Genomic DNA, 21,517 nt, shown 5'->3' on the forward strand with positions numbered 1-21,517 from the left:
GTCAGCGAGCGGCCGGCGATCCCGCCGCCGCGGAGCCGCCCGCTCCGCAGCGGCGGGCCCCGTCCTGCCGCGGAACGAGCCTGACCTGGTCGGCGGTGACCCCGAAGGAGATGTACGGCCGGCCGGGTCTCAAGGCCCCGCCTTTCTCGGTGCGTTCGCCCGGCCGCACGACCGGCACGACGCACATCCACTCCGGGGTGACGCCGAAGTATCCGGGAGGTGCGGTGCCGTGCACGGCTGCCCGCTTCAGGTGTGCGGCGGCGGTGGCGGGCGACTGAAGAGTGGTCGAGACGGTCAGGGTCAGGGCCGCGACGACGGCGAGCGCGGCCAGGACGGCGGCGGAGACACTGCGCGGGCGGATGAAGTGGAAGTGGCGCAGGATGCCCCAGCCGGCGGCGATGAACAGGAGGACACCGAGGATCGGCCAGAGCAGCCGCACCGTGGCCGCCAGCTGCCAGAGGCCGCTGACGCTCGTCTCACCGGGCTCCAGGGCGAGTTCGTCCGCGTAGAGGTCGTAGAGGAAGTGACTGCTGAAGGGGAGGGCCGCCACTGCCACGGTGACCAGCAGCGGCACCACACCGGCGGTCAGCGCCTGCCACTTCCAGCGGCGGCCGAGCAGCACCAGGCCGATCGCGTAGTAGGCGGCACCGGCCGGCGCGAGTGCCTCTGCGGCCGTCATGCCGGCGCCCAGACCCGGCAGGCCCGGCACGATGACCGACACGAGTGCCGTGACCAGGAGCATGGCCAGCGCGGAGCCGGTCCGGGTGGCGGCCACGGGCAGGGTCAGCGCCGTCCGCCAGGCGACGCAGAGGCCGGCCAGCGCCACGACGCAGCACAGGGCGACGCCGAGGGGTGCCGCGTGGCGGGCCAGGTCGAGGAAGAGCAGCGCCGTGAACAGCGGGCCGAAGATCAGCGTGAGAGCCCGGTCGAACGCGTCCTCACGGTGTCGCACGGACCCCGGACGCCCCCGCCCGTCGAGCGGCCGCACATCGATGTCGGTCCGTGCGGTCATGCCCCGGACGAGGCCGAGGACGGCGGACCTGCTGCCGTGCAGCCGCGTTCCGATGTCGTACCGGCCCTGCCGGACCGCCGTGCGGTACAGGGCCTCGCGCAGCCTGCGGAACGGCATCGACCGCGCCGGCGTGGTGTGGGCCGGTGTGCCGGTCGAGTACGCCTGCCACGCGGGCTCCATCGTCCGGTCGGCCTCCTCGGGCCGGAGCATACGGTCGTGGACGACGACCTGTGTCGCCTTGCGCAGGGCGGCCACCCGCCACGAGGCCGCCCGGTCCGCGCGCCAGGCGGAACCGGCGACCGGGACGTCGACCCAGAGGAAACGGGAGTCGGCGGGGTCGGTGCCGAAGGAACGGCGGGCGGTACGGCGCTCCTTCGGCGAGGGGGCCCGGTAGGACCACGCCTTCTCCCGCAGATGCTGTTCGACCTTCTCCCATTTGACCGGGCCGCCGCGTATCTCCAGCAGCACGGTGACCAGGACGCCGGGGTCCGTCGCGGCCATCGACTTCCTTTCGCGGGTGTGGAGTTCATTGCTCCGGGGCCGGCGTGGGTCCCAGCAGGTCGATGCCGCACAGGGCGGCGAGTTCGCGGGCGTCCGAGAGCAGGGGGGTGCGCAGGGCGGTCAGGTCGGCGCGCAGGGCGGGGGAGCGGGGCCAGCGTCTCTCGTGTTCGACGGCGCTGACGTCCGGGGGACGGGTGGCCTCGTGTTCCTGGAGGGCGGGGTGCCAGACGGAGAGGAACGGGCGCAGATGGAGGTTGGTCAGGCGGGTGGCGATGGCCGGGAGGGACAGCGGGGCCGAGGACTCGGCCGCGACGCGGTGGAGCAGGTCGCGGGTGGTGGCGAAGAGGGAGTGGAGCGAGGTGAGGGCCTCGCGCAGGGAGCCGTGGTCGGGGGCGAGGGGCTGGACGCCGACGCGGGTCACCAGTTCCACCTGGAGATCGAAGGCGGCGGTGCGTTCCACGGGTCCCGGACGGGGAGCGGACCCGGCCGGCGGGGCATCGGGACGGTGGGCCGCACCCGACGGACGCGGGGCCGGGAAGGCGGCGGCGGACGGGTCGCACAAGGCGGCGTCGGACGGTATGCCCGCCGGGGCCAGGGTGTGCAGAAGGACCCGGCGGAGGTCCTCCTGCCGCGCCATGTCCGTGTCGTGGCGGTGGACGGCGCGGGCCAGCAGCGGATGGACGGTCCAGGAGCGGTCGTGGGCCGGGTCGCGGCGCAGGGCTCCGGAGCCGCGCAGAGCGTCGACGGCCTGGGCGACCAGGGTGCCCGCCTCCCACGGGTCGTAGGGGCCGACGGCGGTCAGCACCCGTTCCAGCGCCGGCTGGGACAGCGGTGCGGGGCAGGCCAGCGCCAGCAGCCGCAGGACGTCGTCGGCCGGATGGGTGCCGGTCAGCGGTCCGGGCAGCAGCGCGCTCGCCAGGGGCCGGCGGTCCGGCCCCCCGGTGCCGTTGGTGAGCCGGCGGGTCGCCAGGACGTCCGGGGCGTGCGCGTGCAGCCGGTTGCGCACGTCGGCGAAGCTGCCCGTCGCCGCCTCGTCGGCGAGCAGGTCCAGCGCCTCGGGATGACCCCCCACGTCGCGGACCAGCGCGAGCGCCGCGGCCCGGTCCCGTTCGCTGCCCGGCGCCCGCCGGGAGGTGAGCACCCGGAAGCCGTCGGCCTCCGACAGCGGCGCGAGGTCGACGCACTCGGCGAAGCCCGGATAGTGCGCGGAGCGGGTGGTGATGAGGGTGGAGGCGAGCAGGTGCGGGCCGCGCAGCAGGTGCAGCCGGTCCGCGGACAGTCCGTCCGGCACCCCGTCCACCACCCACAGGCAGGCCGCGTTCCGCTCCCCCAGCACCACCGCGAGCCGGCTGAGCAGCGCGGGCAGCGAGGACGCGGAGGTGTCCACGCCGAGCGCGGTCAGCACCGTGCCGACCTGTTCCGCGTACGCGTCCATGGTTTCCGCGGCGCCGACGCGGTCGTACGGGTGCAGGTCGAACCAGAAGACGCCGCCGGGATACGCGGAGCCGAAGTGCAGCGCGTACTCCTGCGCGAGCAGCGACTTTCCGATGCCGGGCATGCCGCGCAGCTGCGCGCCCCGGCCGCCTCCGGAGTGCGCGACCAGCGGCGCGCGATGGCGGTGCAGCGCGGTGTGCACGCGCCACTGCTCGGCCAGCCGGCCCGCGAACCGGACCGAGCCGGTGCGCGCCGGGGCGGGCAGCCAGCGGACGAACGGCGCCTCGGCGGCCTCGCCCATGCCGCCGGCGACGGTGCGCACATGGCCCGCGACCCGTTCGGCGAGCCGGTCGACGCTCTCTCTGGTGCCGGGCCACGGCCAGTAGCGGGCGTCCCGGAGTTCCACCGGGTGCACATGGTCGGCGCTCGGCTCGGGATTGACCACCAGCGTCCGCCGGCGCGGATCGCCCTCGCGCTGGCCGGCCAGATACGCGTACGTCAGCTCCCACTGGCAGGCCCGCCGTTGTGGATAGTCCGCCGAGTACAGGGCGAGCAGCACACGGGAGTGGGCCAGCGCCTCGGCGATGGTGGCGGTGATGGAGGCGAAGTCGTCCACGGCGGTGTCGTCCACGAAGACGCGCAGTCCGCGCCCCCGCAGCGCCTCCACCAGCACGCCGACCCGGCCGGCGTCGGACCGGCTGTAGCTGACGAAGACGTCCCACTCCGGCGCGGCGGCGAAGGATCGGGTGGGGCCAGGGAGAGAGATCGTCACTCCGCCATCATGCGATACGGCGTATGGCGGCCGCCGGGGTCACCCGCCCGCGGACGGCTCCTGCCGTCCGGGCTGCACGTCCGGCACCTGCTGCCGGGGCACCGCGCCCGCGGACGGCGGGAAACGGCCGGACGGGCGCAGATGCCGCTCCGGCTCCCGGATCCCGGCGATCTCGCCGAGCCCGATGACATAGGGCCGCAGGCGTTCCTGCAACGCGCGCAGTTCCGCCCGGAACACGGCGTTCTGCGGCCACGCGGACTCCTCGCCGCCGCGCTCCTCGTACTCCTTCAGCCGCGGGTGCCACTTGGCCAGGAAGGGCGCCAGCTCGAAGTTGAGGATCTCCAGGGCGAGTTCGTACACCGAGTCGCCCTTGGCCGGTGGCGGCGGGGTGGTGTCCGCCTCCAGCGGCTCGCGGTAGAGATCGAACAGCGTCTTCAGCGAGGTCAGGGCCTCGCGCAGATTTCCGCTGCCGTCCGCCAGGGGCCGGGTGGCCACTCGGGTCGCCGCCTGGAAGAACATCCGCTGGGCCGCCTGGCGCATGTCCGCCTTGGCCGCGAACGACATCTCGTTGCCCAGGACGACGAGCTTGACCTGCGTCAGCCGCCCGGACCTGCGGTACAACTCCAGGCCCAGGGCGATGCCGACGCCGAGCAGCGCGCCCACGACGACCGACAGCCGCTGCCCGCCCGTGCGGCTGATCGAGTAGCCGGCGATGCCGATGATCCCGCCCATGACCCCGAAGAACACGGCACGCAGCGCCGACCACGCCATGCCGTTCCCGCCCCGCCTAGCCACCGAAGGCCCCCCTCGCAGACGCCGGACGCTCCCACTGTAATCGGGTGGCCCCCCGCCGCACGCCGACTCCGGTGCCGGCGTGGCGAGTTGGCGAACTCCCGTCCCGTGTACCGCTGTTCACCCACTGTTCGGACACCGTCACCGGTACCCGGCGTGGCCTTCACATACCGTCCTGCTGCCGACGGGCGATCACCGGTCGCCGGAGTCGCCGGAGTCGCCGGGGGCGTCGGGGTCGCCGGGGACGCCGGCGAGCCTGCGCGCGTGCCGGGGTCCGGTCGTCACGGGGCGGCCGCGCACCGGGCCGGGATGCCCGCGGCGCACAACACTCACTTCCGGGGGGCTCGTCGAACTCTCGTACCCGTTGCCACCTCGCGACGCTCACCTCGGCCGCCTCGCTGGCGGCCGGACTGTTCAAGAGCTACATCAACGCGCTCGACCCGAAGTCCACCAAGCTGGTGACCGTCGGTTCCAACGCGGACCAGGCGATGCGGCACACGGCGCTCTACCTGAGCCAGGAGGCAGCGAGCGTCCAGGCCGTGGAGACCTTCGGCGGCAACTCCTCCCACCCGCCGGCCAACCGCACCGCCATCGGCGACGCGATCGCCGCGAGCAGCGCCTGGACGTCCACGGTCTGGGCGGCGGGCGGCGACCTCCCGGCGGCCTCGCCCCGCGGCATCAAGGCCCCGGCGCCGGCCGCAGGGGGCGCCACCGCACCCGTCGGCCGCCCGGCGCCCGGCACCGGTCCCGACCGCACCCACCTGCCCGCTCCGGACGCCCGCACCGCCCGCTGACCGGGCACACCTCGCGAAAGACCGGTGACCCACCGATCGCCGGTGACCCACCGCTCGTCAGTGGGTCACCGGCCCCGATATCCGGGGCGGTCGGCCGGTTCCGGGGGCTAGGATCCCGGCCATGGCCCTGACCGCGGACGACGTGGACCGGTTCGAGGCGTCCAGGCACCGGCTGGAAGCCATCGCCTATCGCCTGCTCGGCTCGGCGAGCGAGGCGGAGGACGCCGTACAGGAGACGTACCTGCGCTGGCAGGGCGCCGACACCGGGCGCATCGAGGTCCCCGAGGCCTGGCTGACCAAGGTGCTCACCAACCTGTGCCTCAACCAGCTCGCCTCCGCCCGCGCCCGCCGCGAGACCTACGTCGGCGCCTGGCTGCCCGAGCCGCTGCTCGCCGGGGACCCGATGCTGGGCCCCGCCGACACCGCCGAACAGCGCGAGTCGGTGTCGTACGCCGTCCTCACCCTGATGGAGCGGCTCACCCCGAACGAGCGCGCGGTGTACGTGCTGCGCGAGGCGTTCGACTACCCGCACCGGGAGATCGCGCGGATCCTCGACCTCACCGAGACCGCCAGCCAGCAGATATTCCACCGCGCGAAGAAGCACGTCGCCGCCGGCCGGACGCGCGCCGAGATCGACGAGGCGGCGGCGCGGCGGATCGTGGACGAGTTCCTCGCCGCCGCCACCAGCGGCCGTACCGAACCGCTGGTACGACTGCTCACCGAGAACGCCGTCGCGATCGGCGACGGCGGCGGCAAGGTGCCGGCCCGCGCCCGCGCGTTCGAGGGCGCCCGTGCCGTCGCGACCTTCATGCGGGGCCTGTTCAAGCCCGGCAAGGCCAAGCGCAACCTGGTCGGCGGCTCGCCCGACCTCCACGTCTGCCCGGTCAACGGCGCCCCCGCGCTCGTCGTGGTGCTCGACGGGCGGGTCATCGGCATCACCTGCCTGGAGATCACCCGGCAGGGCATCGCGGCCTTCCGCAGCCAGGTCAACCCGGACAAGCTGGAGCGCGCGACCCGGCGGTGGGCGGCCGGCGAGCACGGCGAGCCCGTGCTCAAGGTCTTCTGACCCGCACCCCTCGCGTATGTGACGCGGGTCACAGCCTGCTCCTGTCAGAAAACGGCGGGCCGCCCGGTTCAAGGGGCGAACCGCCTGGGATCCCTCCCACGAGCGACAGGAGCAGGCCATGCAGCACCGCGTCATCGTCCTCGGCGCCGGGTACACCGGAGCCATCGCCGCCGGCCGCCTCGCCCGCCGGCTGCGCCGCGAGGACGTCGCCATCACCCTCGTCAACGCCGGACCCGACTTCGTCGAGCGCGTCCGGCTGCACCAGCTCGCCGCCGGACAGGACCTTCCGCCCCGGCCGCTCGCCGCGATGTTCGCGGGCACCGGCGTCACCCTGAGGCTCGCGCGGGTCACCGCCGTGGACGCCGACCGCGGGACCGTGACCGTCACCGGGGAGCGGGAGGCGCGGGAGGAACTGCCGTACGACACCCTCGTCTACGCCCTCGGCAGCGGCCGGCACGACCAGGGCGTGCCGGGGGTCGCCGAGCATGCCCACGACATCGCGAGCCGCCCCGGCGCGCTGCGGCTGCGCGCCCGCCTCGCCGAACTGGCGGCCGGGGCGCCCGTGCTCGTGGTCGGCGGCGGTCTCACCGGCCTGGAGGCCGCGACCGAACTCGCCGAGGCCCGCCCGGATCTGGACGTAGCCCTCGCCGTGCGCGGCGCCCTCGGCGAGCAGTTCTCGCCCAGGGGCCGCCGCCATCTGCGCGCCGTCTGCGACCGGCTCGGCATCACCGTGCACGAGCACACGGCCGTCGACGCGGTGGCCGCCGACCGCGTCACCACCGCCGACGGCACCTCGATCCCGTCCGCGGCCACCGTGTGGACCACCGGGTTCGCCGTCCACCCGATCGCGCGGGCCACCACCCTGGAGACCGGCGAGAGCGGCCGGATCGTGGTCGACCGGTCGATGCGCTCGGTCTCCCACCCGGACGTGTACGCCGTCGGCGACGCGGCGCTCGCCATGGGCCCCGGCGGCAAGCCGCTGCGGATGTCGTGCGCCTCGGGCGTGCCCATGGCCTGGCAGGCGGCCGACGCGATCGCGGCGCGGCTCAGCGGGAGCAAGGTGCCGGTGACGCCGGTGCGGTACTACCAGCAGTGCGTCTCGCTCGGCCGCGGGGACGGCCTGATCCAGTTCGTCACCGCCGACGACCGCGCGGTCGACCGGGCCCTGACCGGCCGACTCGCCGCCCGCTACAAGGAGTTGATCTGCAAGGGCGCCACATGGGGCGTCGTCCACCCGCTGCTGGTACCGGTCCGGGCGCGCCGGGTGGTCGTGCCGCGCGGGCAGTGCGGCGAGCGTGCGGAGCGGGCGGGGGACGCGGTGGCGGAGACGGCGGCCTGAACCCGCTGGGAAAACCGTCCCGTTGACCCTGCGGGGTGCGGGGTGCGGGGTGCGGAGTGCGGGGTGCGGGGCGTGGGGCGTGGGGGTGAACGCGGTGTGAGCCGCACCGGCGGGACCCGCGGAAAGCCCTCCGTCACAAGGGAGTTGCGCCGTGTTCACCCGCTCTTGGCGCGGCTTCACACCGGCCGCGCTCGCGCACTACGTTAGGGATTGAACGACCGGTGCCGCCGTGGACCGAGCCGTGCAGGCGGCCGCGTGCGTGCCGTCCCGAGCGCGCAAGGAGCCGCATGCCGCCCTCGTCCTCGCCCCCGACCGCCCGCCAGATCACGGGCGCCGACCGGCTGCTGGCCGCCGCCGTACGCCTGTCCGGCACCCTTCCGGTGACGCGCGCCACCCTCGGCGTGGTCCGGGGCCGGCACCCGTCGGACCGCGAACGCGCGGGCGCGCTGCGCGCCCTGCTGACCGAACGGGGCCTGCCGTGCCTGGAGTTGGGCCCGGCACCGGAGCCGGGCGAGCGCGGCGGCGCCCAGCACGGTCTGCCGCCCCGGTCGGTGGGCCTGCTGGTGCACACGCCGGGGGTGCGGCCGGAGCAGGCGATGCGGGCGGCGGCGTTATGGCGGCTGCCGCTGCTGATCGACCGGCCCGACGGGGTGATGGGCGGCGGAGTACCGGGCACCGCGCTGGTGGGTGCGGGAGTGGCGGGTGCGGGGACCTGCCGCAGGGACGTCATCGGCATCCACCTCGCGGGCCGCGGCTACGAACTCGCCTTGCGCCACGCTGACTTGGCACCCTTGCGCGCCGATCCGGGTCCCATCCGCCTCATCCTCGACAACGAGAAGATCACCATGCCGGACGGCCGGCGCCTCAGCGTCGCGACGACCGGGACGGGGCTGCTGGAGGTGCGGGGCGAGTCCTTCGGGGTGCGGCGGGTGCGCCGGCTGCGGTTCGAACGGGCCTGGGGCGCCCACCGGTTGGCCGTGGACGGCACCCCGGTCCGCGAGGTGCGCGCCCCGCTGCGGATGGAGGCGGATCCGGGGCGGCTGCACCTGCTGAGCCCCTGAGCGTTCCGCCGCGATCAGTAGGAGGCCTCGGCACCCGGTGTCCGGCTCGTACGGCGCCTCACGCCCTGCGGCGGCGCAGCAGGAGGCCCGCGCCCATGACGGCGCCGGTGAGGGTGGGCAGGCCGTGGATGTCGCGGAAGGCGTTGTCCGCGACCGCGCCGACCAGCACCGCGGCGCCCCAGACGCGGACCCGGACGAGCAGCGGCTTCGGCCGGCCCCTGTCCTGGGCCGCCAGGAAAAGCCAGGCCACCAGGCCACCGGCCAGACCGAGTACGGCGATGGAGTTGCCGGCGCCGTGCGGCTGCCAGACGTAGCCGAGCCCCTCGCCGACGGCCGCGGGCACCAGGTACAGCGCGAGCGTGCCCCACGCGCCGTAGATCCGTTCGGCGGGGATGCCGAGGGCCGCGATCGCCGGCACGGTCACCAGCGCCTGCCAGCCGGGGGACTGCACCAGCAGCGGGGACAGGGCCCGCCACCACTCGCCCGACCGCAGCGCGCCGGGGTCGCGGCGCAGCGCCCCGAGCACGGCGGGGAAGGCGAACTGGGCCGCCGTCACCGTCCCGGTCACCAGGAACAAGACCGCCGTCACCGGCGGCACCCGCCGGCGCCGGGCGCCCGGCCGGGGCTCTGGGGCCGGTATCCGCTCCTCGTCCCGTGCACCGGTCGCCATGCCCAACTCCCGTCCCTGTCTTGGCCGTTCCGGTCCGGCGGGCAGCCCGCGCGGCCGGTCCGTGCCGAGTCCGGGCCGCCCGCGTCCGGCGCGAGCGGCCTGCCGGAGGCTATCGCGAGCCACCGGGGGCGGGCGCGACCGGCCGCGCGGACCGCCGTCCCGCGAACTTCTCGACGGCCGCCGGGGTGACGGGCGTGAAGAAGTTGACGAGGTTGCCGTCGGGGTCGCGCAGCAGCAGCGACCGGTTGCCCCAGGGCATGGTGGTGGGCCCGGCGACGAAGTCGGTGACGAACCCGGACAGGTCCCGGTGGACGCGGTCCACGTCGTCGACGAGGAACTCCGTGATCACGCTGTGGTTGTCCGCCGGGCGGGCGGAGCCCGGTGCGAACAGCGGGACCGTGCGGGTGCCGGCGATCGCGAGCGTCGCGCCCGCGGTGCCGACCTCCGCGAAGTCCTCGGTGGCCCACGTTGCCGCCGTACCCAGGGCCCGTTCGTAGAAGCCGACGAGACGTGCCACGTCGTCGGTGATGACGCGGATCGAGACGAAGTCCATGGGATCTCCCTTGCCGTACCGGATGCGTTGCCGCGTCTCGCAGGCTAGGAGCAATAGAGGACGGAATCGGTCCACTATCGGCGTTAGATTTGTGCGCGTGACCAGACCAACCGGCCGCGTGACCCGGCCCACCGGCCGCGTGCTGACACTCCTGGAGCTGCTGCAATCGGGCGGCACCCGCACCGTGGCCGAACTCGCCGACCGGCTCGGCGTCGAGGGGCGCACCGTGCGGCGGTACGTGGAGCAGCTGACCGACCTGGACATCCCCGTGGAGTCGGTGCGGGGCCGCTACGGCGGTTACCGGCTCGCCCCCGGATACCGCCTGCCGCCGCTCATGCTCGGCGACGACGAGGCACTGGCCGTACTGCTCGGCCTGCTCGCCGGCCGCCGCGCGGGGCTGACGACGGCGGAGCGCACGGCGAACGAGACGGCGGCGGCCAAGATCCGCCGGGTGCTGCCCCGGCACCTCGCCCGCCGCCTCGACACGCTCCAGGAAGCTCTCGCCTTCACGGACGGCACCGGCGGGCTCGACGCCCCGGACAGCGGGGTGCTGCTCACCCTCGCCGACGCGGTGCGCCATCGCCGGCCGGTCTCGATCCGCTACACCGACCGCGAGGACCGGCGGAGCGAGCGCGTCCTGCACCCGTACGGGATCGTCGTCCACGCGGGCCGGTGGTACGTCACGGGCGAGGACGCCGGACGCGCCGGGGACCGTACCTTCCGCCTCGACCGCGTCGCGGACGCGCGGACCCTGCCCGGCACGTTCGCGGCGCCCACCGGCCCCGGTCCGGCCGAGCGCGTGCTGTCGGGCTTCGCCACGGCCGACTACCGGCACCGGGTCACCCTGCGGATCCAGGCCACACCCGACGAGATCCGCGCCCACTTCCCCACCACCGTCGCGACCCTCCACGACCCCGGCCCGAAGCGGGGCCAGGATTCGGATGCGGACCGGGATTCGGTGGCGAGCGAGGACCCGGCGGCGGGCCGGGATTCGGTGGCGGGCGAGGACCCGGCGGCGGGCCGGGTTTCGGTGGCGGGCGTGGGTCCGGGTGCGCGCCTGGATGCGGCTGCGGGCGACGACCGTACGGCGGGACGGAGTCCGGAGGCGGTCCAGGACCCGGCGACGGCTCAGGGCCCGGCGACGGGCGAGGACCCGGAGGCCGGCCAGGGCTTGGAGGCCGGCCAGGGCTTGGAGGAAGTCCGGGGCCGGACGGCGGCTCAGGGCCGGGCGGCGGGCGAGGACCCGGCGGCGGGCCTGGTTTCGGTGGCGGGCGTGGGTCCGGGTGCGCGCCTGCATGCGGCTGCGGGCGACGACCGTACGGCGGGACGGGGCCCGGAGGCGACTCAGGACCGGGCGGCGGCCCAGGGCCCGGAGGCGGGCCGGGACGGGGCGGCGGCCCAGGGCCCGGAGGCGGGCCGGGACCCGGCGGCTGGAGGGTGGCTGCGCGTCGAGCTGCGCGCGGAGCGGCTCGACTGGCTGCCCCCGCTCCTCGCCGCGCTCGACCGCCCGTTCGTGATCGAACGCCCCGGCGAACTCCGCGACCTCGTCATCGCCCTCGCCGACCGCCTCAGGGCCGGCGCCGGCCGGGCCTGACGGCGAGGAGGCGGCGCCGGGAAGGGCGGGAGGAGCGTTCGACGCGCGGAGCCGGCCCTGTTACCCCATCGGGGTGCTCGGGGTCCCTCGGGCTACGCGGCCGGGATCAGGCGTTGCCGGTGCTGCTCCGCCGGACGCCCCGGCGGGCCGGTGCTCCGCCGCGCGTGCTTCCACCGCGGCCGGGCGCGCCCTGGCCGCCACCGCTCGCGCCCTCGCCACGGGCGGCGGCACCCTGACCGCCCCTGCTCCGGCCCGTGCTCTGCCCGCTCGCGCCACCGCGGCCGGCGCCCTGGCCGCCCGCGCCCCCGCGCCCGCCCCGGCCCCTGCGGCGCCGGCCGCCGGAGCCCGTGCCGTTCTCGCGCCGCTCCTCGACCACCGGTGCGGCGAGGACGACCGGTATGCCGGAGGGCGTCCGGGCGCCGGTGATGCGCTGGAACTCCTCCTCGCCGGGGCGCACCCGCGCGCTGCGCGGGGTGATGTCGGCGTCGGCCATCAGCCGGTCCATCGCGCGCCGCTGCTGCGGCAGGACGAGGGTGACGACGGTGCCGGACTCGCCCGCCCGCGCGGTACGGCCACCGCGGTGCAGATAGTCCTTGTGGTCGGCCGGGGGATCGACGTTCACGACCAGGTCCAGGCCCTCGACATGGATGCCGCGGGCGGCGACGTTGGTCGCCACCAGGGCCGTGACCTGCCCGTTCTTGAACTGCGCCAGCGTACGGTCGCGCTGCGGCTGGGACTTGCCACCGTGCAGGGCCGCGGCCCGCACCCCGACGGACAGCAGGTGCTTGGCCAGCCGGTCCGCCGCGTGCTTGGTGTCCAGGAACATGATCACGCGCCCGTCGCGGGCGGCGATCTCGGTCACCGCGGTGTGCTTCTCGGTGTCCCGCACATGCAGCAGGTGGTGCTCCATCGTGGTGACCGCCCCGGCGGACGGGTCCACCGAGTGCACGACCGGGTCGTGCAGGTAGCGCCGGACCAGGAGGTCGATGTTGCGGTCCAGGGTGGCCGAGAACAGCAGCCGCTGCCCACGCGCCGGAACCTGGTCGAGCAGCGCGGTGACCTGCGGCATGAAGCCCATGTCGGCCATCTGGTCCGCCTCGTCCAGGACGGTGACGGCGACGTGGTCGAGACGGCAGGCGCCGCGGTCGATCAGGTCCTTGAGACGGCCGGGCGTGGCGACCACGACCTCCGCGCCACCGCGCAGCGCGCTCGTCTGGCGGCCGATCGACACACCGCCCACCACGGTGGCGAACCGCACGTGCAGCGCGCGGGCGTACGGGGCGAGCGAGTCGGTGACCTGCGTGGCCAGCTCGCGGGTCGGTACGAGGACCAGGGCGAGGGGCTGCCGGGGCTGGGCCCGCTGCCCCTCCAGCCGGGCCAGGACCGGCAGGCCGAAGGCGAGCGTCTTGCCCGAGCCGGTACGGCCCCGGCCCAGCACGTCCCGGCCCGCGAGCGCGTTCGGCAGCGTGGCCGCCTGGATCGGGAAGGGCGTGGTCATGCCCTCGTTGACCAGCGCGGTCAGCAGCCGCTCGGACATGTCGAGCTCGGCGAACGCCTCGACCGCGGGCAGCGGCTCGGTGAGCGTGGCGGGCAGGGCGAACTCCTGCCGGCGCGCGGCGGGCCGGGCGCTCTGGCCGGTGGTGCGGCCGGTGTTCGGACGGGGGCGCGCGGACCTGCGGGGCGCGCGGAGGTCACCGGTGGTGCCGCCGGTGCGACGGGTGCGGTTCAGGGGGGAACCCTCCTCGATGCGGCGCATCGAGGAATTCCGTCCGGGCGGCGTTGACCGCGCGAGGATTCGCAAGAATGAGCCGAAGAAAATGGTGGAGAGCCGGGCCGCTCCCGGCACTGGAGGCGTCCAGTGGCACTGGAGTCGTCCAGGAAAAGGCGAGGGCCCGGAAAAAGACAATGAGCTGGGACCCGCACCCCGAGAGCGCGGGCCCCAGCCTCATGATGTGCGAGCCGCTCGGCTCGCGACGACGCGGGTGAGCGTCAGGCGACCGGAACGATGTTCTCGGCCTGCGGGCCCTTCTGGCCCTGCGTGACGTCGAAGCTGACCTTCTGGCCTTCCTGAAGCTCACGGAAGCCGGAGGTGGCGATGTTCGAGTAGTGGGCGAACACGTCAGCGCCGCCGCCGTCCTGCTCGATGAAGCCGAAACCCTTTTCCGAGTTGAACCACTTCACGGTGCCAGTTGCCATGATGAATCTCCCTTTGGGGGCAGTGCCGGACTTCGCACCTTGCGAAGCCGAGTCGCCGCTGTGATCACCCCTCCGGAAAGATCCGGAAAGCTCTGCAAAGAAAAGTCTCTGGCAACCAAAACTGCAACGCCTATCACGCTAACACACCTCGCTCGGCGGCGCTGGTGCCGTTTTCCGGCCGCCCGGCCAATTCTCGCCCGGTCGCGTAGGGTAATTCTGCACTGGCCGGAGCAGGTATTCGCCTCGTGTCCGGCCAGCTTTTGGAGGGGCGGGGAGACGCCGAGGAGACCGGTGCCCGCCTCCGGGCATCCGACAGCGGCCGCGCGTACGACCACACGGCGTACGGCCCGCCCCCGCCCGCCGCGACTATGTGTACCGGCCGCCACAGATTTTCGACGCACGCGCGGCCGCGCGTGCCGCCGTACGTTGGTGAGACGGAGGAGACGTTGGTGAGACGGAGGAGGAAGGAGACGGAGACGTGCCCGAGCTCCCGGACGTCGAGGGATTCCGCCGGGTGCTGGAGTCCTGCGCGCGGGGGCGGGTCGTACGCCGTGTCGCCGTGCGCGATCCGGGTGTCCTGCACGGGACCGGCGCGCGCGGGCTGCGCGACGCGCTGGAGGGGCGGCGGTTCGCCGCGCCGGAGCGGCACGGGAAGTGGCTGCTCGCGAGCACGCCGCACGCAGCACCACGGACCGGCCACCGACCACTGGGACGATCGCCCGACGGGGACGCTCAGCTCACCGCGTACGCAACCCACCCAACTTCGAGCCCCGCCACCACCCCGGTGCGCACGGCATCGTGGTGACCGACCTGTTCCGGCGCCCCCGTCACGACCGTGGCAAGCTCATGCGCCAGGGCGCGGACGCAGGCGCGTGATTCACTCCGCCGCTTCGGCCGTGTTCCCGAGGTGGCCGGTTTCGGCGAGGGCCAGCATTCCCGCGGCGGTCAGTGAGTTCTCGGGGTCAGCGGCGGCGGCCAGCAGCCGGGCGGCCGTTCCGACGGGTTCCTCTGGGGGTACGACGAGGAGCACCCAGCGTCCCAGGGCGCCGCAGTCCACCGTGATGGCATGCGCCTGGCCGCCGGTGCCGGTCTGCTCCACGGCGATCTCCCGGCCGGGCGACATGACCGCGTGCGGGGCGTCGGGCCATTCGCCGGGGTACACGGAGACCCGTACCGCCGTCTCCGGATCCGGCTCCAACGAGCTGACGAGCGATGGGAGTTCAAGCTCCAGCGCGTCGCAGCGGGGCCACCAGGCGCCGTCCAGCGGGCCGTGGCCGGCGTCCGGAGTGAGGGCCACGCGCGGCAGGGGCATGCGGTACGTGTGCCTGTCGGCCGGCGCACTGCTGGGTTCCATCTGCGGTCCGTTCCGGGCGCCGCCGGGCGACCGCCCGTTTCGTCACTCGCCGGGAACGGCACCGCCGGTCGCGCTGCGCGAAAAGCCCTCGGTACGGTCAGGGTACTCCCGGCTGCTGGTGGTGGCGCCGGTCCGGCGTACCGGATGCGTGAGATCCGGCCGACTCGATCCCCTCGCCGCCGCGCGACCTGCCGCCGTCCCCATCCACCGCCGTCCTCGTCCACCGCCGTCCTCGTCCGCCGCTGTCCTCATCCACCGGGGCTCAGCATTCACCGGGGCCTCAGCATTCACCGGGGCTCAGCCGGTGCCGGGGCTCAGCCGGTGCCGGCGCTGCCCGCTGCCTTGCCGGCGGCGCGGCGGTACTCGGCGTTGATGCGCTGCGCTTCCTCGAGCTGGTCCTCCAGGATGACGATGCGGCACGCCGCCTCGATCGGGGTCCCCTTGTCGACGAGCTCGCGCGCCCGAGCGGCGATCCGCAGCTGGTAGCGGGAATACCGGCGGTGTCCTCCCTCCGAGCGGAGAGGGGTGATCAACCGGGCTTCGCCGATGGCCCGGAGGAAGGCCGGGGTGGTGCCGAGCATCTCGGCTGCCCGCCCCATCGTGTATGCGGGGTAGTCGTCGTCGTCCAGACGATCATTCAGTGGGTTGTCCGATGTCATGTCACCTCGCTGTGCAACGCGTCGAGGGGCCCTGGTGCCGTACGGCACCAGGGCCCCGAAGGAAATTCAACACCATCTGTCGGCCCTACTGCTGTGCCGACCTTCTCTTTTCCGCTACCCGGCCCTGCAGGGCGGAGCGGGGGATCGCAGCTGCGTGACCGGGGACCACCATCCATTCCGGGGTCTTGCGGTACCCGAACCGAGTGATGCCCGGTCCGGGCGATCCTGATGGCGTCGTTCCTCCCTTGCTCCGTCGCCGCTCCGGCGACACTGGACTCTCTCTCGTACGAAAAGAAGCATACTCACGCCAGGGAAAAAATGTCTAGTGGCGACTGTAGATTTCACTCTCTGGGTGGAGGAAGGTCTCGGCGGTGGCCGGCTCTCGTCATCCGGTCGGCAGCCCCCTGCCGCCGGACGGGTGGCTAAGCTCTGCTGCATGTCGAACCCTGATGAGCTGCTCGTCGCCATCTCCGCCGCGGTGGAGTCCGAGCGAAGCAATCAGATGGCGCTGACCGTGGTCGTCGGCGGCGCCGTTCTCACCGGCCGGCTGGCTCCCGAGGCGGTATGGAGGGAGCGGGTGGCGGAGGTCCTGAAGGACTCCGACCGGCTCGGCGTCTTCTCCGACGTCTTCGCCCGCGGGCCACGCGGGTACCGGCCCGGCCGCGGCGAGTCGCCCACGCATCTGCACTTCCATCTCGCCCGGATCCTGCAAGGCAGCCTCGGGATCCCGGAGACGGGCGGTATGTACCGAGTCGCGATCAAGGACGTCAGCGCCTGGACCGTGGGCGATCTCAGCTACTTCGACCAGTGAAACGCCGCCGCGCCCCTCTTCGGCCCGGCGTTTTCCGGGGAAGAGGGGCGCGGCGGCGGAACCGGCCCCGCCGAGCGGTACGGACGCGGCTCGGCGGCGGGACGGGCGGTCTGCGGGCTCACCCGTGACCGACGCGGGGTGCGGCGGGTCAGCCGTGCGAGGGCGGCGCTCCACTGAAGAGGTCGCGCAGACGGATGCGGTCCGTGTACGCGGCACTGTCGCGCAGCGCGGCGAGCCGGCGCCGGGTGATCGAACCCGTGCGCTGGTCGTCCCCGTCGCACACGGTCAGGTACTCGACCCGCGCACCCGCCATGACGGCCAGAGCCACCTCGACGGTCATGTCGTCCCACACCCGAGGCCCGCGCCCTTCCCCGTCGTCGGTCATGACGACGGGGAGCGGCAGGAGGGGCAGTGGGACAGGGCCGGCACCGCGGTACTGCGGCCGCGTCGGAGCCGAGGTTCCGCTGTACTGCGTCTGTGTCCGTGCCGGCGTCAAGTGTTCTCCTCGGGTCGGGCTGCCAGGGGCTGAGGCGAGGGGCTGGAGTCGGTCTAGGCGGCCGAGCCGCTGCCGGTCTCCGGCCGGGCCCCGCGCCGCGCCCGCCCGCCCACGGGCCGTCCCTGACCGCCGCGTCCCCGGCTGGCGCGGCGGCCCTGAGACTGCGCAGACGTACGGCGGGGGCGCTCCACGACCGGCGCGGTGATGACCACCGGAACACCGGAGGGCGCCTGGGCGCCCGTGATGCGGCTCAGCTCCGCCTCGCCGGAGCGGACCGGGGTGATGCGCGGGGCGATGCCGGCCGACGCCATCAGCCGGGTCACGTCGCGGCGCTGACCGGGCGTCACCAGGGTGACGACGCTGCCGGACTCGCCTGCCCGCGCGGTACGACCGCCACGGTGCAGGTAGTCCTTGTGGTCGCTCGGCGGATCCACGTTGACGACCAGGTCGAGGCTGTCGATGTGGATGCCGCGGGCCGCGACGTTGGTGGCCACCAGGACGGTCACGTGTCCGTCCTTGAACTGGGCCAGGGTCCGGGTGCGCTGCGGCTGGGACCTGCCACCGTGCAGGGCCGCGGCGCGGACGCCGTTGTCCAGCAGGTGCTTGGTCAGCCGGTCCACGGCGTGCTTGGTGTCCAGGAACATGATGACCCGGCCGTCCCTGGCCGCGATCTCGGTGGTCGTACGGTGCTTGTCGGCGTCGTGCACATGGAGCACGTGGTGCTCCATCGTGGTGACGGCACCGGCCGAGGGGTCGACGGAGTGGACCACCGGGTCGGTCAGGTGGCGCCGGACCAGCAGATCGACGTTGCGGTCCAGGGTGGCCGAGAACAGCATGCGCTGGCCGTCCGGGCGCACCAGGTCGAGCAGGGCGGTGACCTGGGGCATGAAGCCCATGTCGGTCATCTGGTCCGCCTCGTCGAGAACGGTGACGCCGACGTCGTCGAGCCGGCAGTCGCCCCGTTCGATGAGGTCCCTGAGCCGGCCGGGCGTCGCGACCACCACCTCCGCGCCACCGCGCAGGGCACCGGCCTGCCGGCCGATGGACATGCCGCCGACGACGGTGGCGAGCCGCAGCCGCACCGAGCGGGCGTAGGGGGTGAGCGCGTCCGTGACCTGCTGGGCCAGCTCGCGGGTGGGCACCAGGACCAGGGCCAGCGGCCGGCGCGGCTCGGCGCGCCGGCCCGCCGTACGGGCCAGTACGGCGAGGCCGAAGGCCAGGGTCTTGCCCGACCCGGTGCGGCCGCGGCCGAGTACGTCGCGACCGGCCAGCGAGTTCGGCAGGGTGGCCGCCTGGATCGGGAACGGGACGGTCACGCCCTCGTGGCCGAGCGTGGCCAGCAGCGGCGCCGGCATGGCGAGGTCGGCGAACGACTCGACAGCGGGCAACGCGGGCGTGTCGGTCTTCGGCAGCGCGAACTCCCCCGGCCCGGACTGCCGTTTTCCGTAGCCGTGGGAGCGGGAGCGCGGGACGCGGGAACGGTCCGCCGCGGAATTTCCTCCGAAGCGGTCGTATGTGCGAGCGGTACGTGCGCGGGTGGAACGGGTGCGGTTCATGCGGAACCTTCCTCGATGCGGGCGCGTATCAAGGAATTTCCGCAGCAGAATGAGCGGCGCAGAGAATCGCGAGAACGAGCCGGAACGGCTGGGGTCGGAATAACCCGGAAAAAAAGCGAGCTGGGGCCCGCACCCCAAGGTGCGGGCCCCAGCTGCGAAGTATGCGTCAGTGCCGCATCGTCACGCGGGAACGATGTTCTCGGCCGTCGGGCCCTTCTGTCCCTGCGCGATGTCGAACGACACCTTCTGGCCCTCCAGGAGCTCGCGGAAGCCCTGGGTGGCGATGTTGGAGTAGTGGGCGAAGACGTCGGCGCCGCCGCCGTCCTGCTCGATGAAGCCGAAGCCCTTTTCCGCGTTGAACCACTTCACGGTGCCAGTAGCCATTTTGTTTCTCCTTCGGAACGGTGTCAGAAACACGCCCTGTGCGTATTCCGTGTCGCCGTGATGATCTGCCGTAGGAAAAACCTTCTGGCAACCACACCTGCAACTGATGACGACAGTAGCACGTCGATGCGGGCCGTGCGCGGCAAATAATGCGGCGCCGGCTGGAAACGCAGGAATAGTCACCGTGTGCCGCGTCGATTTCTTATCCCGCGACTACAGATTTCTTTCCCCAAAAAAGAGCGCGGCGGTAGACGGGCGGCCGTACCGGATGACCAGATGACCGGACGACCTGGCCCTGGATCTGGCCTGGGCCTGGACCTGGTCTGGGCCTGGGGAGATGATCACAATGGCGGGTGAGAATAGGGGCCCTGGAACCTGTCGACGAGACCGTGGTGGAGACCGTGGTGGAGGACGACCTCTTCGGTGCGGTCACCGTCCGCCTCGACACGCGGGAGGGCGAGGTGAGCGTCGAGGGCGAGTCGGTACCCCGCGTCGTACTGCGCCGTGCCGCCGGGACCGACGCCGCCGACCACATCCCGATCGGCACCCGCGACAGCGCACTTCTCACCCTGACCGTGGACGGCGCGGAAGCCGTCGTCGCCCCGGCGCGAGGATGGCTCACCCGGCGCTCGTACCGCGTCGACGTCCACCACGCGGGGCACACGCGCCGCCTGGTGCCCGGCTCCGTCCCGGACAGCCGACTGCTCCGGGACGGACGGCATGTCGGGGACTTCTCCTCCAGCGGCGACGGACGCGTCCTCGCCCAGTGGCGCAAGGGCGCCGACCCGGACCCGACCGACGCGTCCCTCGGCTACGCCCTCGCCACCGCCTTCGGCACCGGCGCCCAGCCCACCTGGATGATCACCCTCGAAATGATCGGCGACCTGCTCCCCGGTTGACGAGGAGCGGACCGCTCCGCTGCGGGGTCGGATATCTTCCGGCGCACCGTCACGCCGCGAGCCCCGTCGCGTTGAACAGGCGTGAACTGGATCTTCTCGTCTGCCGAGCGCCCGCTTTCGGCCGAACCCGTCCTCAGCCTTCGGCCACTGCGCGTCGCGCAGCTCACGCGTGGCTGGGCCGTGGACGTCACCGCGGCCGACCTCGTACACGTCGCGGCTCCGGTTGATGCCGCACGCCGACTGTGGGCCGGCCGCGGCGACCTCGGAGCCACCGAGGCCAACAGGGGGCTGGCGCGGATGCTGGAGGACCGGCCCGAGGACTTCGGTGCCGCGGGCCATATCGCGCTGGGCGCGGATGCCGTGGAAGTGCAGTCGGGGCTGCGGCCGTTCGGCGACTCGCTGCACGTCATCGGGCCCGAGTGCATCGACGGTATGCAGCGGCTGAAGGTCATCGCGGACGCGCGGGACCGGCTGTCGTACGACCATCTGCGACGTTCCGTCATCCGCCTCGAGATCTACTGCGGCCCCGAGAGGGAGCGTGCTCGTCGCGTCCACGACGTCGCCGACCGCTACCTCAACCCTTCCACCGCGCAGGACCGCTTGATCCGCTGTCCGAACATCGTCCGCCTGATGCGCGGGGACTGGGAGAAGGGCGACTTCGATCCTCGCCGTGGCGTGACGACAGGGCTCCACGGCCAGCGCTTTTCCATGGCCGACGTGACCTGCGCCCTCGCGTGCCTGTCGGTCGACCCCCGACCGGTCGCGGCGAACCTCGCTGCCACGCCGCAGGGACGTGAGGCGCTGTGGGACGACCGTGGTTCGCCCGTCTACCGGAGTCTCTTCCACGGCCGGATGACCCCGGTGGGCGTGATGCGTGCCGTCGAGGCATGGAGAGCAGCCCACTCGGCGCTGGCGGCGATGCCACGGAGGTCCAGGCAGGGCCACGGCCACTTGATCGAGTACGCGCCGGAGCTGATCTGCTGGAAGGCATGCCGCTCGCTGCCCCAGCCCTTCCCTCTGGCTTCGCTCCACGCCCCTAAGACCGATTTTCCCTGGGAGCGGGTGATCGAACGCGATCTGCCCGCCGTCACCGTCCAGACGGCGGAGCTCCTGGTAGCCCGCTACGAGGCCACCCGCCCCGGACACAGGCGCTCCTACAAGGCGGAATCCCCCGAACTGAGCCTGTGGATGGAACTCGTGGAGTGACCGGCACACCTGGACCGGAGGCCCACGAACCTCCGGCACGGGGATCCTCCGGCGTCAGGTCAGAGCCTCGTGTCGCGGCGGGGCTGCACGGTCACAAGTACGCCATCGACGCCATGCTGTGCGCGACCGCCCTGCAGTATCCCGGCCGGGTGACGATCCTGACTTCCGGCGTAGAAGACGTCGGGCTGCTCACTGCCGGGCATCCACGCGTGAGCGCCGAGAAGGTCTGAGCCGAGGCACCTTGCAGAGACGGCGCCCGCTGGGTGCGAGCGCCTAGGGTCTGTCTCTTTGGTCAGCGTCGGGTCCAAATGAGGATGCCGGCGAGGTGAAGTGCGGCCTCGTAAGCGATGGCGAGCTTGTCGGTTCGT

At 73.4% G+C, this 21,517-nt stretch carries 19 protein-coding genes and 4 pseudogenes; 11 read left to right on the forward strand and 12 right to left on the reverse strand.

Annotated elements, in window-relative coordinates; genetic code table 11:
* Window position 1: 1 nt before the first annotated feature.
* Genes AC069R_RS09985 through AC069R_RS09995 form a run of 3 tightly spaced genes read right to left on the reverse strand, consistent with a single transcriptional unit; the run spans window position 2 to window position 4,490 of the window.
* Window positions 2–1,513: a hypothetical protein gene (locus tag AC069R_RS09985; protein ID WP_478766105.1), complete on the reverse strand. Its 1,512-nt coding sequence runs from the start codon at window positions 1,511–1,513 to the stop codon at window positions 2–4.
* A 25-nt stretch (window positions 1,514–1,538) separates the two neighbouring features.
* Window positions 1,539–3,719, reverse strand: a complete 2,181-nt coding sequence (locus AC069R_RS09990; RefSeq protein ID WP_478766107.1) for a TIR domain-containing protein — start codon at window positions 3,717–3,719, stop codon at window positions 1,539–1,541.
* A gap of 39 nt (window positions 3,720–3,758) precedes the next feature.
* Window positions 3,759–4,490 (reverse strand): hypothetical protein, encoded by a 732-nt coding sequence (locus AC069R_RS09995; protein ID WP_478766109.1) that lies wholly within the window; start codon window positions 4,488–4,490, stop codon window positions 3,759–3,761.
* Between the two features lie 479 nt (window positions 4,491–4,969).
* On the opposite strand from AC069R_RS09995, the gene AC069R_RS10000 reads away from it, so the two are divergent.
* From AC069R_RS10000 to AC069R_RS10015, 4 genes are all read left to right on the forward strand, one after another.
* Window positions 4,970–5,305: a hypothetical protein gene (locus AC069R_RS10000; protein ID WP_478766111.1), complete on the forward strand. Its 336-nt coding sequence runs from the start codon at window positions 4,970–4,972 to the stop codon at window positions 5,303–5,305.
* Between the two features lie 121 nt (window positions 5,306–5,426).
* The gene (gene sigJ, locus AC069R_RS10005) at window positions 5,427–6,371 is read left to right on the forward strand and encodes an RNA polymerase sigma factor SigJ (protein WP_478766113.1); all 945 of its coding nucleotides are present in this window, start codon (window positions 5,427–5,429) and stop codon (window positions 6,369–6,371) included.
* 118 nt (window positions 6,372–6,489) lie between these two features.
* The gene (locus AC069R_RS10010) at window positions 6,490–7,710 is read left to right on the forward strand and encodes an NAD(P)/FAD-dependent oxidoreductase (RefSeq protein ID WP_478766115.1); all 1,221 of its coding nucleotides are present in this window, start codon (window positions 6,490–6,492) and stop codon (window positions 7,708–7,710) included.
* Window positions 7,711–7,997: 287 nt separating this feature from the next.
* Complete coding sequence (locus tag AC069R_RS10015) at window positions 7,998–8,771, forward strand: hypothetical protein (protein WP_478766117.1); 774 nt, start codon at window positions 7,998–8,000, stop codon at window positions 8,769–8,771.
* A 58-nt stretch (window positions 8,772–8,829) separates the two neighbouring features.
* On the opposite strand, the gene AC069R_RS10020 is transcribed toward AC069R_RS10015, so the two are convergent.
* Window positions 8,830–9,441, reverse strand: coding sequence for a rhomboid family intramembrane serine protease (locus AC069R_RS10020; protein WP_478766119.1), 612 nt, complete (start codon window positions 9,439–9,441; stop codon window positions 8,830–8,832).
* A gap of 109 nt (window positions 9,442–9,550) precedes the next feature.
* Window positions 9,551–9,994, reverse strand: a complete 444-nt coding sequence (locus AC069R_RS10025; protein WP_478766121.1) for a VOC family protein — start codon at window positions 9,992–9,994, stop codon at window positions 9,551–9,553.
* Window positions 9,995–10,112: 118 nt separating this feature from the next.
* Between AC069R_RS10025 and AC069R_RS10030 the strand changes: the two are divergent.
* Window positions 10,113–10,946 (forward strand): annotated as a pseudogene (locus tag AC069R_RS10030) (helix-turn-helix transcriptional regulator); the annotation flags it as partial.
* A 459-nt stretch (window positions 10,947–11,405) separates the two neighbouring features.
* Window positions 11,406–11,588, forward strand: a pseudogene (locus tag AC069R_RS10035) (WCX domain-containing protein); the annotation flags it as partial.
* A 106-nt stretch (window positions 11,589–11,694) separates the two neighbouring features.
* Here the strand turns inward: AC069R_RS10035 and AC069R_RS10040 are convergent.
* Complete coding sequence (locus AC069R_RS10040; RefSeq protein ID WP_478766148.1) at window positions 11,695–13,317, reverse strand: DEAD/DEAH box helicase; 1,623 nt, start codon at window positions 13,315–13,317, stop codon at window positions 11,695–11,697.
* Window positions 13,318–13,577: 260 nt separating this feature from the next.
* Complete coding sequence (locus AC069R_RS10045; protein WP_111583233.1) at window positions 13,578–13,784, reverse strand: cold-shock protein; 207 nt, start codon at window positions 13,782–13,784, stop codon at window positions 13,578–13,580.
* Window positions 13,785–14,262: 478 nt separating this feature from the next.
* On the opposite strand from AC069R_RS10045, the pseudogene AC069R_RS10050 reads away from it, so the two are divergent.
* Window positions 14,263–14,457: pseudogene (locus AC069R_RS10050) on the forward strand (DNA-formamidopyrimidine glycosylase family protein); the annotation flags it as partial.
* Between the two features lie 204 nt (window positions 14,458–14,661).
* Here the strand turns inward: AC069R_RS10050 and AC069R_RS10055 are convergent.
* Window positions 14,662–15,138 (reverse strand): DUF5994 family protein, encoded by a 477-nt coding sequence (locus tag AC069R_RS10055; RefSeq protein ID WP_478766123.1) that lies wholly within the window; start codon window positions 15,136–15,138, stop codon window positions 14,662–14,664.
* Window positions 15,139–15,452: 314 nt separating this feature from the next.
* Complete coding sequence (locus AC069R_RS10060; RefSeq protein WP_478766125.1) at window positions 15,453–15,797, reverse strand: MerR family transcriptional regulator; 345 nt, start codon at window positions 15,795–15,797, stop codon at window positions 15,453–15,455.
* Between the two features lie 436 nt (window positions 15,798–16,233).
* Here AC069R_RS10060 and AC069R_RS10065 point away from each other — a divergent pair, with 436 nt between their 5' ends.
* A complete protein-coding gene (locus tag AC069R_RS10065; protein ID WP_397984899.1) occupies window positions 16,234–16,608 on the forward strand; it encodes a hypothetical protein in 375 nt (124 codons plus the stop codon).
* Window positions 16,609–16,756: 148 nt separating this feature from the next.
* On the opposite strand, the gene AC069R_RS10070 is transcribed toward AC069R_RS10065, so the two are convergent.
* The 3 genes from AC069R_RS10070 to AC069R_RS10080 form a co-directional block, all read right to left on the reverse strand.
* Entirely contained in the window at window positions 16,757–16,948 is a 192-nt protein-coding gene (locus AC069R_RS10070) for a CBS domain-containing protein (protein ID WP_478766127.1), read from the reverse strand.
* A 209-nt stretch (window positions 16,949–17,157) separates the two neighbouring features.
* Entirely contained in the window at window positions 17,158–18,660 is a 1,503-nt protein-coding gene (locus AC069R_RS10075) for a DEAD/DEAH box helicase (RefSeq protein ID WP_478766129.1), read from the reverse strand.
* A gap of 180 nt (window positions 18,661–18,840) precedes the next feature.
* The gene (locus AC069R_RS10080; RefSeq protein WP_028799214.1) at window positions 18,841–19,044 is read right to left on the reverse strand and encodes a cold-shock protein; all 204 of its coding nucleotides are present in this window, start codon (window positions 19,042–19,044) and stop codon (window positions 18,841–18,843) included.
* Between the two features lie 353 nt (window positions 19,045–19,397).
* Here AC069R_RS10080 and AC069R_RS10085 point away from each other — a divergent pair, with 353 nt between their 5' ends.
* The 3 genes and pseudogenes from AC069R_RS10085 to AC069R_RS10095 all read left to right on the forward strand — a co-directional run.
* Window positions 19,398–19,943, forward strand: coding sequence for a hypothetical protein (locus AC069R_RS10085; RefSeq protein WP_478766131.1), 546 nt, complete (start codon window positions 19,398–19,400; stop codon window positions 19,941–19,943).
* An 81-nt stretch (window positions 19,944–20,024) separates the two neighbouring features.
* On the forward strand, window positions 20,025–21,149 hold the full coding sequence (locus AC069R_RS10090) for a hypothetical protein (protein WP_478766133.1): 1,125 nt from the start codon (window positions 20,025–20,027) through the stop codon (window positions 21,147–21,149).
* A gap of 74 nt (window positions 21,150–21,223) precedes the next feature.
* Window positions 21,224–21,379: pseudogene (locus tag AC069R_RS10095) on the forward strand (DNA-binding protein); the annotation flags it as partial.
* Window positions 21,380–21,517 lie beyond the last annotated feature (138 nt).

The organism is Streptomyces sp. NPDC043952 (genome assembly GCF_056435325.1).